Annotated in this window: 13 protein-coding genes; 1 reads left to right on the top strand and 12 read right to left on the bottom strand. The window is 73.9% G+C overall.

What is annotated here, in order from left to right:
- Positions 1–2 precede the first annotated feature (2 nt).
- The 12 genes from E1B22_RS03990 to E1B22_RS03930 form a co-directional block, all read right to left on the bottom strand.
- Positions 3–482, bottom strand: a complete 480-nt coding sequence (locus E1B22_RS03990; RefSeq protein WP_135224650.1) for a peroxiredoxin — start codon at positions 480–482, stop codon at positions 3–5.
- A gap of 307 nt (positions 483–789) precedes the next feature.
- The gene (locus E1B22_RS03985) at positions 790–1074 is read right to left on the bottom strand and encodes a SpoVG family protein (protein ID WP_135224649.1); all 285 of its coding nucleotides are present in this window, start codon (positions 1072–1074) and stop codon (positions 790–792) included.
- Positions 1075–1192: 118 nt separating this feature from the next.
- Entirely contained in the window at positions 1193–2617 is a 1425-nt protein-coding gene (gene ilvA / locus E1B22_RS03980) for a threonine ammonia-lyase (protein WP_243123702.1), read from the bottom strand.
- A gap of 84 nt (positions 2618–2701) precedes the next feature.
- Entirely contained in the window at positions 2702–3517 is an 816-nt protein-coding gene (purR, locus tag E1B22_RS03975; RefSeq protein WP_135224648.1) for a pur operon repressor, read from the bottom strand.
- Positions 3510–4415, bottom strand: a complete 906-nt coding sequence (locus E1B22_RS03970) for an NTP transferase domain-containing protein (RefSeq protein ID WP_243123700.1) — start codon at positions 4413–4415, stop codon at positions 3510–3512. Before E1B22_RS03970 ends, purR begins: the two co-directional genes overlap by 8 nt.
- Positions 4416–4457: 42 nt before the next feature.
- Positions 4458–5447, bottom strand: coding sequence for a 4-(cytidine 5'-diphospho)-2-C-methyl-D-erythritol kinase (ispE, locus tag E1B22_RS03965; protein ID WP_243123699.1), 990 nt, complete (start codon positions 5445–5447; stop codon positions 4458–4460).
- A gap of 316 nt (positions 5448–5763) precedes the next feature.
- On the bottom strand, positions 5764–6051 hold the full coding sequence (locus E1B22_RS03960; RefSeq protein ID WP_135224646.1) for a Veg family protein: 288 nt from the start codon (positions 6049–6051) through the stop codon (positions 5764–5766).
- A 180-nt stretch (positions 6052–6231) separates the two neighbouring features.
- Entirely contained in the window at positions 6232–6708 is a 477-nt protein-coding gene (locus E1B22_RS03955; protein ID WP_135224645.1) for a ribonuclease H-like YkuK family protein, read from the bottom strand.
- Between the two features lie 47 nt (positions 6709–6755).
- The gene (gene rsmA, locus E1B22_RS03950; RefSeq protein ID WP_135224644.1) at positions 6756–7697 is read right to left on the bottom strand and encodes a 16S rRNA (adenine(1518)-N(6)/adenine(1519)-N(6))-dimethyltransferase RsmA; all 942 of its coding nucleotides are present in this window, start codon (positions 7695–7697) and stop codon (positions 6756–6758) included.
- Positions 7698–7782: 85 nt separating this feature from the next.
- Positions 7783–8730, bottom strand: a complete 948-nt coding sequence (locus E1B22_RS03945) for a TatD family hydrolase (RefSeq protein WP_243123697.1) — start codon at positions 8728–8730, stop codon at positions 7783–7785.
- Complete coding sequence (gene metG / locus E1B22_RS03940) at positions 8727–10805, bottom strand: methionine--tRNA ligase (protein WP_135224643.1); 2079 nt, start codon at positions 10803–10805, stop codon at positions 8727–8729. The genes E1B22_RS03945 and metG overlap by 4 nt, the downstream gene beginning before the upstream one ends.
- Positions 10806–11930: 1125 nt before the next feature.
- Positions 11931–13361, bottom strand: a complete 1431-nt coding sequence (locus E1B22_RS03930) for an ISLre2 family transposase (protein ID WP_135224641.1) — start codon at positions 13359–13361, stop codon at positions 11931–11933.
- A 688-nt stretch (positions 13362–14049) separates the two neighbouring features.
- Here E1B22_RS03930 and E1B22_RS03920 point away from each other — a divergent pair.
- The gene (locus E1B22_RS03920) at positions 14050–14298 is read left to right on the top strand and encodes an AbrB/MazE/SpoVT family DNA-binding domain-containing protein (RefSeq protein WP_174266693.1); all 249 of its coding nucleotides are present in this window, start codon (positions 14050–14052) and stop codon (positions 14296–14298) included.
- Positions 14299–14583 lie beyond the last annotated feature (285 nt).

Raw genomic sequence — 14583 nt, 5'->3', positions numbered from 1 at the left:
CCTCAGCCCTGGAGTTCGGCCAGGGTGCGGCGGATGGCCTCCTGGTCGGGGAGCACCTTGGGGTCGTCGGTCACCCAGCGGTAGCGGATCACGCCGTCCTTGTCGATGACGAACGCCGCCCGCTTGGCCACGCCGCGCAGGCCCATCAGCTCGTCGTAGTACACGTCGTACGCCTTGGCGACCTCCTTGTTGAAGTCCGACAGGAGCGGGAAGTCGAACCGCTGCTGTTCCGCCCACGCCCGCAGGGTGAAGGGGCTGTCGACGCTGATGCCCAGCACCTGGGCGTCGAGGCCGCTGAACTGCTGGTTGTACGTATCCCGCAGGGCGCACATCTCCTGCGTGCAGACGGAGCTGAAGGCGAAGGGGAAGAAGTACAGCACCACGTTCTTCTTGCCGCGGAACTGCCCCAGGGAGATGGTCTCCTCGGGTCCCGTCGCCGGCAGCCGGAAGTCCGGGGCCTTGTCCCCCACCTGAGCGGCCATGGTCATCCCTCCCGTTGGGCTTGCGCTCGTGGCGCAGTGGCGCCCCACCCTCCACGCATCGGATGGCGCCCCACCCTCCGTGTATCAGATTCGCGGTGCCCGGGTAAAGGGCCGTGCCGCCCGCCCTCGCGGCGGACACGGTGCGCGGCGCCGGGACGGCCGCCGGGGGCCGGTCCCGTCCCCCTTCGCCGCCGGGCTCGCCGAGAGCGCCACGACGCCAGGGGGCGGCCACCCGCCCGCCCCCTGGCGTTACCGCCTCCGCCGGCTCCGGTCGGCGCCCCTCCTCGCCGCCCTCCCCGCCGGCGACTCAACCCACCTGCCCGGCGGCCATGGCCTCGACGTGCTGCCGGTAGGCCGCCAGCACCGCCTGCTGGATGCGATCCCGTGCCTCCGCGGTGATGGGGTGGGCGATGTCGAAGTACTCGCCGCTGGCGGCGCGCTTCGAGGGGAAGGCGACGAACATCCGCCCTTCCGCGCCCTCCACCACCTTCAGCTCGTGGACGACGAACTGGCCGCCGAAGACCACCGAGGCGAAGGCTCGCATCCGGCCCGCCCCCTTGACCGGGCGGATCCGCACTTCCGAGATGTCCACGGCGTCACCCCCTTTCGCCGGGGGGATTCGACCCGTGGGCAACCATTTCCTGCCAGAATCCCGAAAGATTCCTTCGCTCTCCGCAGACCCGCCCGCGCCGCCGGCCGTCGGCCTGGCGTCAGCCGCGGCGCGGGGCCGGTTCGTCCGCCACGCCGTGCACCACGTACCCGTGTGCCGCCAGGGCTCGGCAGATCTCGTCCACGTGCCCCGCGTCCCGGGTCTCGATGATCAGCTCGACCTCGGCCTCGCCCAGGGCCACCTCGTGTCGCAGGCGGTCGTGGTAGACCGCCAGGATGTTGCCCCCGCGGTCGGCGATCACCTTGAGCAGGGCCTGCAGGGAGCCGGGCCGGTCGGCCACCAGCGTGCGCAGCCGGATCAGGCGGCCGTCCTCCAGCAGCCCCCGCTCGATGATCCGCGCCAGCAGGTTGACGTCGATGTTGCCGCCGCTGACCACCACCGCCACGCGACCCGCGTCGGGGACCTTGCCGTGGAGCAGCGCCGCCAGGGCCGCCGCTCCGGCCCCCTCGGCCACCAGCTTGGCCCGCTCGAGCAGGAGCAGGATCGCGCGGGCGATCTCGTCCTCGCTGACGGTGACCATGTCGTCCACGTAGCGGCGGATCAGGCGGAAGGTCATCTCGCGGGGCGCCTTGACGGCGAGCCCGTCGGCGATGGTGCGGGCCCGCTCCACGGGCTCGAGCCGCCCGGTGGCGAAGGCGCGCGCCAGGGCCGGTGCCGCCTCGGGCTGCACCCCCACGATCCGCACCCCCGGCCGTCGGGATTTGACGGCCACCGCGATGCCGGCGATGAGCCCGCCGCCGCCCACCGGGACCACCACCGTGTCCACGTCGGGCAGGTCGTCCACGATCTCCAGGCCGACGGTGCCCTGCCCCGCCACCACCAGCGGGTCGTCGAAGGCGTGGATGAAGGTCAGGCCGCGCTCCGCCGCCAGCTGGCAGGCCCTCTCGTAGGCCCCGTCGTAGCCTTCGCCGTGGAGCACGACCTCCGCGCCGTAGCCGCGGGTGGCCACCACCTTGGTGGTGGGCGCCGTCGCCGGCATGACCACGGTCACCGGGATGCCCAGCCGCGCGCCCGCCAGGGCGACCCCCTGGGCGTGGTTGCCCGCCGAGGCGCAGATCACGCCCCGCGCCCGCGCGGCGGCGTCGAGGCGCGCCAGCCGGTTGAAGGCCCCCCGGACCTTGAACGATCCCGTCTTCTGCAGGTTCTCCAGTTTCAGGAAGACCTCGGCGCCTGCCATCTCCGAGAACGCCGCCGAGCTCAGCAGCGGCGTGCGGTGGACGAACCCGGCGATGGTGGCCGCGGCATCCCGGATCGCCGGCAGGTCCACCGCGGCGGGCCCATCGCCCGCCGGCCCCGCCGGCTCCCACAGACCGGCCGACCGCGCCGACCGTCGCGGCCCCGCCGCACCGTCCCGCCCCGCCGCGGTCCCATGGCCTCGGGCCCGGCCCGGCCCCCGGCTCGGGGACGTCTCGGGCCCGCCGGCCCCCGCCTGGACCGACGGGTCGCCATGGGTCCCTTCGGTCATCGCCGGCACGCCTCCCTCCTGCAGGTCCCCGGCGGCCGCCCGGCCTCGCGCGGACGGCGCCACCGCGGCCGGTGGGTCGCGGGTCTAGCGCCCCAGGCTGGGTCGGACCCGCACCTGCCGCCTCACGGTGTCCACGCCCTCCAGGACGACCACGGCGAAGTAGTCGTCCACCAGCTTGCGGGCCGGCTCGGCGGTGGCGATCACCACGCCCAGCCCCACCACCCGCGCCCCGACCTCCCGCATCAGGTCCATCATGCCGCGGGCGGTGCCGCCACCCTTCATGAAGTCGTCCACCAGGAGCACCCTCGCCCCCTGGGGTACCGCCCGCCGGGGCACGGACATGGTCGCAATGCGCTGCGACGACCCCGACACGTAGTTGATGCTGACCGACGGCCCCTCGGTCACCCGGCTGTCCCGCCGCAGCAGCACCAGCGGGCGCCCCAGGGCCCGGGCCGTCATCAACCCCAGGGGGATGCCCTTGGTCTCCACCGTCGCCACCAGGTCCGGCTCCTCGGCGCGGAAGCGGGTGGCGAAGAGGGCGCCGAGCCGTTCCGCCCAGGTCGGCGCGAACAGCAGGTCGGTCATGTAGAGGAACCCGCCCGGGAGCACGCGTTGGGGGTCCCGCAACGCCGCCGCCAGCTCCTCGGCCAGCTGCCGCGCCGCCTCCTCGCTCACCCGCGGCTCGTAGGTCACGCCGCCGGCCACGCCGGGGTAGGTGCGGATCGTGCCGAGCCCCTCCTGGTCGAGGACCGCCTTGATGAGGGCCAGATCGTCGCTGATGGTCGACTTCGCCGCGGCGAACCGCTCGGCGAACTGGCCCAGGGACCAGAGGTGCCCCGGTCGGTCGGCCAGGAGCTTGACCAGCGCGGCGATGCGCTCGCTCCGTCGCAGTTTAGCCAAGGGTTCGTCCTCCTCCGGGCGCCACCGCCCCCCACCCCCCTGGCCCCGCTCCCCGGGGCCCGTCGCCGGACGAACCGGCGGCCGCCCGCAGCCGGGCCTCCGCCTGGCGGTAGTCCGCCACCTTGTCCACGTCCATCACCAGCTCCGGATCGACCACCTCGACGGCGTGGCCCCGCAGCCCGGCCAGGCCGCCGAGGCGCCGCTCCAGCTCGGCCACCGTCGCCCGCCGCGTAAGGACGCGCCAGAGCACGGCGGGCCCGAACAGCAAGGCCAGCTTCCACGGCTGCTTGCGGGCGGCATACAGCGACTCCGCCCACCGCAGGGCCTGGGGAGCCGCCGCCAGCCGCAGGTACAGGGCGTTGCCGCCGGTGAACTCGCCGTCGCCCAGGCGCACATAGGTCCGGCTGGCGCCGGGGAAGCGGGCTTCGACCGTTTCCCGCCGGGCGATGGGATAGGCGATATCGGCGCCGGGCGGGACGGCCGCCAGGAACCGCTCCAGCATCGCGCCGGTGACCAGCGGCACGTCGCCCGTGACCAGCAAGGCCCCGACCGCACCGGGCAGCGCCTCCCGCAGGGCTTCGAGGCCGATGCGCACGTTGCCGAGCAGGTCCGCGCCCGGGCGGACCACCCGGAGCCTGCCCGCGGCGCGGGCGCCGGCCAGCTCCGCATCGTCGGATCCCGGATCCGGCCCCACCAGCACCACGGCGCCCAGCGACGGCGCGGCGAGGCACGCCGCCGCCACCCAGGCCGCCATCGGCCGGCCGGCCAGCGGGACCAGGCCCTCCCACTCCGCCGGGTGGATCGCCCGCAACGCCCCCGTATTGCGGCGGCCCGCCAGGATCACCGCCCCGATCCCGTGATCCACGCTGCCTTGCACGTCCTCCGCCCCTTCCGCCATCCCGCCCCCTGCGCCGCCTCCCCCGGCACCGCGGCCGGCGCGTCAGAGCGTCCGGACCAGGCGCACCCCGGCAAAGGCGTCGGCCAGGCGCTGGCAGGCCCGGCGCGCGGCCTCCTCCCGCGCGAAGATCCCCCACACCGCCGGCCCGCTGCCGCTCATCCGCGCTAGCACGGCCCCCTCGCGGTACAGGGCGTCGACCGCGGCGCCCACCTCCGGGACGTGGGCGGCGACCAGGGGCTCGAAGTCGTTCCGCGCCAGGCGGGCCAGGGCGTCCAGGTCGCGGCGGGCCACCGCCGCGGCGACGGCGCCACCGTCGGGCCGCCAACCGTCCTCGGCCGCCCGCGGCCGCCACCGGTCCCATTGGGCATACGCCCAGGCGGTCGACACCATCCGCTGCACGGGCACCAGCACCACCGCCAAGCCGGGCCACGCGGGCAACGGCTGGATCCGCTCCCCCTTGCCGCGGACCCGGGCCGCCCGGCCACCCACCAGGAAGGGCACGTCGGCCCCCAGCCGCTCCGCCAGCCGGCGCAGGGTGGCCGCATCGAGGGCGACCCGCCAGAGGCGCCGCAGGGCGCGCAACACGGCGGCGGCATCGGCGCTGCCGCCGCCCAGTCCCGACCCCGCGGCGATGCGCTTGACGAGACGGATGTCCGCTCCCAGGGAGAGCCCGCACGCCTCCTGCAGCAGGCGCGCGGCACGCCACGCCAGGTTGGCCGGTCCCGTCGGCACGCCGCCGCCCCCCACCTGGACCGCGGCGGCAGGCGACGCCCCGGCGCCCGCGGCGCGCGGATCGGCCTCCGGGACGGCGGCGTCGGGGGCGGGTTCGACCGCCAACCGGATCTGCCCGTCCCTCCGGAGCCGCAGCTCCAGATCGTCGTACCAGCTGATCCGGTGCAGGATGGAATCGATCTCGTGGTAGCCGTCGCCGCGCCGCGGCCCGATGCGCAGGTGGAGGTTGATCTTCGCGTACGCCCGGATCCGCAGCACCCCGGTGACGGCCGCCGTGCCGCACGCTGCCCGGAGTCCCACTGGCGTCCCTCCTGCTGGCGGGATGGCGATCGCGCCGCGACCACCGGCCTGGGCCGCCGCCCCGGGCCGCCCCGACGGCGCCCCGCGCGGCCGGCGGCAAGCCGCTATGCTCTTCGTTCCCCCCGCCGGCGGCTCCTCTCCCTGCCGCCGGGCAAAGGGGCTGGCAAAGAAAAGGAGCACCGCCTCCGCGGTGCTCGACGGGGTTGGCCGCCTCCGCATCGCCTCCGGGTTCGCTCCGCCTCCGGCGCCGACCGCCGCTGCGTCGGCCGCCGGCGAGACCGCGTCGCGCCGACCGGCATCGCCGTCCGGGCGCCCGTCAGCTGGCGGACGAAGCCGAGTAGTTCAGCTTCTTCCGCTCCTTGCCGTTGTACACGCTGACCTCGACCATGGCGGTCAGGAGGTCGGTGTAGGTGTAGGACAGCCTGCGGTTCTGGTACTCCTCGTCCAGCTTGACGACGAAGAGGTTGGGGTAGGTCTTCTCCAGGGTGCCCTCCCGCTCGACGATGCGCCGGCGCCCCTTGTTGGCGCGGATGCGGACCCGCTTGCCCACGTAGTTCTCCAGGTCTCGCCGGATCTCGGCGAGCACGTCCCGCGACTCGGCCACAGGAACACCCCTTTGCCCCGCAAGCTCACGGCCGATTATACCGCAAACGGGCCCGCGAGTCAAAACCGGTAGTCTACCAGAGCCCTTTTTCGAGTGTCAAGCGAGAATTTGTCGGCTGGCGCACGCGGCGCCGCGCGGATGCGCGGCGCCGTCGCCCGGGTCGCTGCGGCCCGGGCGCCCTCACTTGGTGTGGCGGTCGGCCACGGAGGAGGCCGCGTACGCCTCGGGCTTGATCTTGGCGTCGAAGCCGCTGCCGACCACCATCCCGACGATCTCGCGGATCAGGTCGCGGGTGTCCCCCTGCATGCCCACGTCCAGGTGGATCTCCACGTTGGGGAGCGTCCCGCCGCGCGCGGCGAGGCGCTCCGCCAGCCGCGTGGCCAGGGAGAGGCTCAGGCTGGCCTCGTAGAAGATCTTCTGGCGCAGGCTGCCGATCTTGCGCTGCTTGCGCGCCTGGTAGAAGTAGCGGGCCCCCTTGCCCAGCCGGTGCACCACCACGGCCGTGACGAACTGGGTCTGCTGCCGCACCTGGGAGTCCGTGCCGATGATCAGCTTGTACCGGGCGTCGGGATCGTCACAGATGTAGTCCAGGATCTCGGCGCACATGGCGTCGAAGCTCAGGGCGCCCCGCGTCGGACTGATGAAGGGCGTCTGCACGGCCACTCCCCCCGGCCGGAAGCCCGCGTCTTCCCGTTCTTCCGGGGTCAATTATATCCCAGGGACGTTCCCCTGCCGGAGCCGGGCCCTGCCGGCGAGGGGAACAAGTGGTTGGCCAAGCGGGCAAACCCTTCCAGGTCCACGTCCTCCGGCCGCGCCCTGGGGTCGATCCCCGCCGCCCGGCACGCCGCCTCCGCCTCCTGGCGGCCTACCGCCGGGTGGGCCGCCAGGGCGTTGGCCAGCCGCTTGCGCCGACGGCCGAAGGCCGCCCGCACCAGGGCGAACAGGGCGGCGGGATCCGCCACCGTCACCGGCGGGCGGGCGTGGGGCCACAGCCGCACCACCGCGGAGTCCACCGCCGGCCGCGGCCAGAAGGCCCCGGCGGGGACCGTGCCCAGCCGTTCCACCCGCGCGTGGTAGGCGACGAACACGGTCAGCGCCCCGTAGGCCGCCGTCCCGGGAGGGGCGAGCAGCCGTTCGACCACCTCCTCCTGGAGGGTCAGCACCGCCCGCTCCCACCGCAGCGGCGTCGTCAGCCAGCGCACCAGGAAGGGCGAGGTGATGGCGTAGGGGAGGTTGCTGACCAGCTTGACGCGGTCCCGGGGCCTGCCGGCCCCGGGTTCGCCCCCCGCCGCGCCGCCCTCCGGGGCGGCGACCAGTCGCGCCAGGTCCACGCGGAGGACGTCGGCCACCACCAGCTCCAGGTTGGCCAGCGGCCCCAGGCGCTGCCGCAGCGCATCGGCCAGCCGCCGGTCCACCTCCACCGCCACCACCCGGCCGGCCCGCCGCACCAGCCGCTCGGTCAGGGCACCCAGCCCCGGGCCCACCTCGAGCACCAGGTCGTCGGGCCCCGGTTCGGCCGCGGCCACGATCCGCTCGGCCCAGCCCTCGTCCACCAGGAAGTTCTGCCCCAACCGGCGGCTGGGCCGGACGCCGCAGCGCTCCAGCCACCGGCGCAACACCGCACGCCTGGTGATGGGCTCGTTCATCCCGGACGAACCCGCCTCCCCGGCCGCCTGCGCCTCCGGCCCGCCGTCGCCTGCCGGCCTGCCCGGGTCCGCGTCCCGGCATCCCTCAGCCCATGGGCGGGGGTGCCGCGCCGCCGACGCGAACCCCGCCCCCCATCGCCTCCGCCAGGGGCAACCGGAAGAGGCGGACGGCGTTGGCCGTGGTGCGGCGGGCCAGTTCGTCCAGCGGCATCCGCCGCTCGCGGGCGATGCGCTCGGCCACCAGGCGCACCCACGCCGGCTGATTGCGCCGGCCGCGGTACGGATGGGGTGCCAGGAAGGGCGCATCCGTCTCTACCAGGAGCCGGTCCAGGGGCACGGCGCGGGCCACCGCGCGCGCGTCCTCGCCGTTCTTGAAGGTCACGGGACCGTCCAGACCGACGAACCAGCCCGCCGCGGTCCAGCGCAGGGCCCATTCGGGGCCCGCGCTGAAGCAGTGGAGCACCCCCTCCACCCGCGGCGCCTGGGGGGCGGTGAGGAGCGCCCAGAGCTCCTCCACGGCGTCCCGCTGGTGGATGACCACCGGTAGCCCGCGCTCGGCGGCCAGTTCCAGCTGGGCCTGCAGCACCCGCCGCTGCACGGCCTCCTCCGCGCGGCCGCGGTGGAAGTCGAGGCCGATCTCGCCGATGGCCACCACCCGCGGGTGGTCCGCCAGACGGCGCAGCTCCGCCAGGGCCGCGGGGGTCGCCTCCCGGGCGCTGTGGGGGTGGATGCCCACCGCTGCGTACACCGCGGCGTGGCGCTCGGCCAGGGCCACCGCGCGGCGCGAGCTGGCGAGGTCGACGCCGATGGTGATCATCGCCGCCACGCCCGCGGCCCGGGCGGCCGCCACCACCTGTTCCCGGTCCGGGTCGAACTCCGGGAAGTCGAGGTGGCAATGGGTGTCCACCAGGACGATCCCCGCGCCGGCCGCCGGCTCCGGCGCCGGCCGGTCGCCGGCGGCCGAGCGCTGCCGCCGGCTGCCGTCCGTGCGGTCGCCGCCCGGGCTGGCGCCGGAGATCGCCTCGTCCCTCACCGGATCCGGCTCCCTTCCGCGATGGGCCGATCGGTGGTCAGCAGCGCCAGGCCCTGACCGTCCTCGGCCGCCAGGACCATGCCCTGGGACTCCACCCCGCGGATCACCCTGGGCCGCAGGTTGGCCACCACGATCACGGTCTTGCCCACCAGCTCCTCCGGGCGGTAGTGGGCGGCGATGCCCGCGACGATCTGCCGCCGCTCGTGGCCCAGGTCGACCTCCAGGCGCAGCAGGCGGTCCGCCCGCGGGTGCTTCTCCGCCTTCACGACCCGCGCCGTCCGCAGCTCCAGGCGAGCGAAATCGTCGATGGTCACCGGGTCGGAGGCGCCGTCGGGGCCGGGGCGGCTCGAGGCGGGGCCCGATGCGGGATCCGCCGCCGGCGTCGGCTCCGCGGACGGCCGGATGCCGGCGCCCGCTCCCCCCGGGCGCCCGGCAGCCGCCGCCCCCGGGGCGCTACGGCCGGCGACGGGACCGCCCGTCCCGTCGCCGGCCGTCGGCACCACGCCGCCCTCGCGGGCCGGTTCGTCCCCCGGGATGCGGGGGAAGAGGGGCTGGTCCCGCACCACGCGGGCGCCGCCGGGCAGCTGCCCCCACGCCAGCCCCTGCTGCCAGCTGGCCGGCCGGTACTCGGGGCCGAGCCCCAGCTGGGACCACAGCCGCTGCGGCGTCTCCACCAGGAAGGGCGAGAGCAGCACCCCCACCACCCGTGCCGTCTCGGCCACGTCGTAGAGCACGGCCTCGAGCCGCTCCCGGTCTCCCGCGCGGCGCAGCGCCCAGGGCGCCTGCTCGTCGATGTACTTGTTCGCCCGGCCGATCAGGTCCCAGATGGCCTGCAGCGCCGCCGGTAGGTCGAACCCGGCCATGGCCCGCTCCACCCGTTCCGCGGTCGCGCGCGCCGCGGCCGCCAGCACGCCGTCGCTGGCCGCACCGGGAGGCTCGGGGATGCGACCGTCCAGGAACCGCTGGATCATCCCCGTGGTGCGCCAGGCCAGGTTGCCCAGGTCGTTGGCCAGGTCGGCGTTGAACCGGCGCACCAGGGCCTCCTCGCTGTAGCTGCCGTCGTCGCCGAAGGGGACCTCCCGCAGCAAGAAGTAGCGCACCGGATCGACGCCGTACTTGTCGATCAGCTGCACCGGGTCGATCACCTGGCCGCCCGCCCGCGACTTGCCGATCTTGCCCCCATCGATCAACAGCCAGCCGTGGCCGTAGACGCAGCGCGGCAGCGGCTCGCCCAGGGCCATCAGCAGCGCCGGCCAGATGATGGCGTGGAAGCGCAGGATGTCCTTGCCGATCAGGTGGACGTCCGCCGGCCAGAAGCGGCGGTAGAGCTCGCCGTCGGGCCAGCCCAGGGCGGTGATGTAGTTGGCCAGGGCGTCGATCCAGACGTAGACCACGTGGTCCGGATCGAAGGGCACGGGGATGCCCCAGCGGAAGGAGGTGCGGGACACCGAGAGGTCCTGCAGCCCCTGGCGGATGAAGGCCACCACCTCGTTGCGCCGGCTGGGCGGCTGGACGAACTCCGGGTGCCGCTCGATGTGCTCGAGCAGCGGCTGGGCGTACTTGGACAGCCGGAAGAAGTAGCTCTCCTCCTGGAGCCGCTCCACCGGCGCCTCGTGGACCGGGCACCGCCCGCCGTCGAGGAGCTCGGCCTCGGTGTAGTATGCCTCACAGGCGGTGCAGTAGAGGCCCTCGTAGACCCCCTTGTAGATGTCCCCCTGCTCGTAGAGCCGCTGGAAGATCTGCTGCACCCGCCGCTCGTGGCGCGGCTCGGTGGTGCGGATGAAGTCGTCGTAGCTGATGTGCAGCCGCCGCCACAGCTCCTTGGTGGCCTCGACGATGGGGTCGATGTACTCGAGCGGCTCCTTGCCCGCCTTGCGGGCGGCGCGCTCGATCTTCTGGCCGTGTTCGTCGGTCCCGGTGAGGAACCAGGTGTCGTCGCCCCGCAGGCGGTGGTACCGCGCCAGGGCGTCGGCCGCCACCGTGGTGTAGGTGTGGCCGATGTGCAACCGGTCGTTGGGGTAGTAGATCGGCGTCGTGATGTAGAACCGTCCCCTCGCTGCGGACGAACCCGGCACCGTCGCTCACCTCCGAGAGAGCGCCAGCCCCCGCGTCCCTAGGGGCGCCAGATCCCACGAGAACGCCAGCCCCCACAGGGAGACAGGGCCAAGAAGAAAGAGCCCCACGCCCAGCAAGGGCGAGGGGCTCCCGCGGTACCACCTTGCTTCGCCCGCGCCTCGCGGTCGCGGGCCTCGGCCCCCCGCTCCCCCACCCGCAGGCGTTGCCGGGCGCCTCCGGTGGGAGGCATCCCTGGGCACTCGACGCGTCCCTCGGCGGAGGGGCGGAGACGCGTCCCCGGGTGGAGAGCGGGGTTTGCGCGATCACGGGCGCACCCGTCCGATCCTACTGCGCTGCGGGGGCATGGCGGAGCTCCGGGGCGAGCGCATCGACGCGATCCGCTGCGCGGCGGCCTGCGCTGCGTCGGCGGACGGTCCGCGCCACCTCGCGCCTGGGTGCTCCGGTGGCCGGCGCGCCCGTGGTCTGCGCGCGCGGGCGGTGGATCACGTCGGCCCTCGGCCCCCTTGCGACGCCGCGAAGCCCCTGCCCTTCGCCTCCGCAACGGTTCGGATGGCGGCTCCAGGGCCATCCTCGCCGGGCCGCGGAACGGGCTTCCACCGTCTCCCGCCTCGCTGGGCCGCGGGTACCCGGCGACGCCTCCCCTTCCTCGCCTTTGCTCAGATCGGTCGCCTTCGTGCGAGCGGTCGCCTTCGTGAGCGATCGCCTTCGTTCTAGGAATGCGGAATGCGCGTCAGGAACCCAGGACGGTCGCCTTGGCCTGTCGCCTTGGTACCAGAGGCGATGCGTCGCGCCCATGGATCGCGCCGCCCCTGGGACCCCGCCCTCGCGGCCGGCGCCGCCCGGGCGGCAGCCGGGGCCGCCCCGGCCGCGGACCGGATCCTCGCCTGCCCGGGCGCCCGGGCGCCCGACCGCCCGCTGGCCGAGGCCATCGACCCGCCGCCGGTGGGCTGCCCCAGGTCGGGTCCCGGGTGCTCGCCCGGCGCAGGTCCGAGGGCGCGCCGCAAGGCGTGCCTCGCGTCACCTTGCGCCGTATTTTGGCCCCTCCCGGCGGGGAGTGTCAAGGCGTGGGCCGGTCGTGAGTCCGTGTCACGTTCCGGTGGGTGCCCCCAGCGGTGAATCGGCTGTCAAGCCACCGGTGCGTGGACATGGGCCAGGTCGCGCAGCACCTGAACCCAGGGTTTGGTCGCATGCGGCCCGGTGAGCGCTGGGATGCGGGCACGCAGCCAACGGGCTGGGTCCTCCTCGAGCTGGCGCATCACGCGCTGAACGGCCTGGCGTGTCGCCTGCCGCACGCCGGGCGAAATCTGCAGGGGCCGGCCGCCGAGGACCGCGCGCCAGTGGGGGTCCACGCGTTCGCTCAAGAGCCGCGCCAAGTGGTCGGCGCCGCGTTCACTCCAACGCGCCCCATGCCGTTTCATCCGTCGCGCAAGGACGTGAAAGACCTCCGCTTCGATCGCCCCCAGCCGCGGCGCTTCCCCAGAAGCCACAATCCCGTCCCAGTGCTCCCGCAAGTAGCCGCGCAGCCGCAACAAGCGCTCCCGCGCCGGACCACGCCGCCCCCGTAGCGTCTGGCGAAGCGCCGACTCCACGCCCGCCCAATCCCCCGCTTCGATGGCCCGGCACACCTGGGCGTACGTCTCCTCGGAAGGCGATAACGCCTCCCGCAGGGCTCGCCGCAGGTGGAACGGATCCAGCCGGTAACACGCGCGGGGGAAGTACTGCAACCCCTGCTTGACCCAATGCGCCCCATCGCCTCCGAGGTAACAAGCCTGGACCGCGCTCAGATCCCAGTGCGTCCCCCAATAGGCGCTCGCCTGCTCCCAAAAGGCCGTCCCCGGCATCACCCCCGCCACGACCCGCCGCTCCCGCAGCGCTTGCCGGTTCGAACCCACGGCTTGCTTGCCTTCGTACGCGACCCCCAGCTTCAACACCACCGGTTGCCCTCGACCCCGCAGATAAACCTCGTCCGCTTCGGCATGCAGCTCGACGCTCCGGCGCCGGCCTTCCGGCACCTGGCCCTCCACGAACACCGACCGCCGCAGCCGCTCCGCCGCCTCCTTCAACCGGCGCCCCGCCCGTTGGGACGCCCGCCACACCGTCATCGCCCGCGCCGGTGCCTGCCCCGCCGTCAACTCCCGCAGGACCGCCGCCGCTCGGTGATACGGCATCTCCGTCGCGAGCCGCCGGCACAGCGCTTCCAGCCGCGGCGACAGTCGCCGCCGCGATTCCAAGCCCAGCGCTTCATCCAGCAAGAACACACCCTGGCCCGTCGCCCGGTCCCGGTCGTAACGTCGCTTCACCTGCAACTCGCCCAGCGGCGTGTCCAGGACCCGCTCCCGCGTATCCAGGCACTCATATCGGCTCGGGTCCCGCTCCTGCATCAGTCGCTCATCGATCCCGGCCAACACCCACTCCAGCAGCCGCAGTGTCAGCCGGCCGCTGAGCCGCTGAACGGCTTCCTCCAGTTCGCCAAACGATCGGTCCTCCGTCACCAGCTCCGCCAGTTCCCGCAATGTCTGGAGGAAAAGTTCGCGCACAGCGTGTATGCTGAGCATGGGGCCTCACCCTCCGACTGCCGCTGGGGAAGCCGTCCCGATGCAGGGACAGCCTCCGGGTGAGGCCTTTTCTATTTGCCTCGACCCTCACCTACCGAAACGTTACACGGACCCGGTCGTGACACCCTGGTGAGACCTCTCCTGCGCCTTCCCCCCGCCAGCGCCTGCCGATAATCCCCACCGAATAGGGTAGGCGTCGCCTAGCCAGCCGCCGGGGTCCCTAGGAGCCCGGACGGGTGTGCACCACCGGCTGGGACGAGGCGGCCCCCGCCCGGGCCGGAGCCGGGCGGGTCGGCTTGGCCCGGGCCGGGACAGGGCGTCCCCCGATGAGCTCTGCGATGAGCCCCCCGATGAGGGAGAGTGTGACGCCACCCGCGACGAGGCGAGCGTGACGACCAGGGTGATGCCATGGGTTCCGGCCCGCTCGGACCTGCGTGGTCGCGCTGCGCCGGGGTGGCGATGGCACGCAGGGCGCCCTGGCCCGGCACGGGTTCCGGTCGTCGCCGGCCCTGGGGTTGCTTGTCTCCGGCACTTCGAGGGCGGACCTCGCCCGCGCAGCCCGTAGCGTTGTAGCTTGTCTCGATCTTTCGGGTTGTCGAGCCGTGTCTTGACGTTTTTTGGTACCGGTGCTAGGGTCTTGGCTAGAGGGGCAGGAGAAACCGCTTATAAGGGGGCCTCTGGGTAGATGATGAAGTCCACGGGGATCGTACGGAAGGTGGACGAACTCGGCCGTGTCGTGATCCCCATCGAGCTGCGCCGCACACTGGACATCCAGGAGAAGGATTCCCTGGAGATCTACGTGGACGGCGACAAGATCATCCTGCGGAAGTACGAGCCGGCTTGCATCTTCTGCGGGAACGCCTACAACGTGGAGAACTTCAAGGGGAAGAACGTCTGCAAGAGCTGCATGGCCATCATGGCCACGCGGGCCAGCTGAGGGCAGGGCCCGCGCCGGCCGTCGCAGCCCCCGGGGCCGGGGGCACCCGCGACGGGTTCGGGGGCAGGAACCCGAGATGGTCCGCCGGAGCACGGGTGGCACAGGGGCAGGTCCGGCGGGACCAACCGGCACCACCGGCCGCGCCCGACGACGGAGGGCGCCGGTCGGGGGCGGTCGCGGGCGGGGTGCCCGGCCTTGGGGCAAGAGGGCAGGCCATGCGGAGTCGATTCGGTCTTCCACCCACGCATCGCGTCCAGGCGTGCGGCACAGCCGTCGTGTCGGGAT

The organism is Thermaerobacter sp. FW80 (genome assembly GCF_004634385.1).
Classification (GTDB): Bacteria; Bacillota; Sulfobacillia; order Thermaerobacterales; family Thermaerobacteraceae; genus Thermaerobacter; species Thermaerobacter composti.
The sequence above is the reverse complement of the archived record's forward strand: the minus strand, read 5'-3'. Positions and strand labels throughout refer to the sequence as shown.

Coding starts and splice junctions, on each gene's coding strand:
- E1B22_RS03990 (WP_135224650.1), bottom strand. CDS start 482: ATGGCCGCTCAGGTGGGGGACAAGGCCCCGGACTTCCGGCTGCCGGCG.
- ilvA (WP_243123702.1), bottom strand. CDS start 2,617: ATGACCGAAGGGACCCATGGCGACCCGTCGGTCCAGGCGGGGGCCGGC.
- E1B22_RS03970 (WP_243123700.1), bottom strand. CDS start 4,415: ATGGCGGAAGGGGCGGAGGACGTGCAAGGCAGCGTGGATCACGGGATC.
- rsmA (WP_135224644.1), bottom strand. CDS start 7,697: ATGAACGAGCCCATCACCAGGCGTGCGGTGTTGCGCCGGTGGCTGGAG.
- E1B22_RS03930 (WP_135224641.1), bottom strand. CDS start 13,361: ATGCTCAGCATACACGCTGTGCGCGAACTTTTCCTCCAGACATTGCGG.
- E1B22_RS03920 (WP_174266693.1), top strand. CDS start 14,050: ATGAAGTCCACGGGGATCGTACGGAAGGTGGACGAACTCGGCCGTGTC.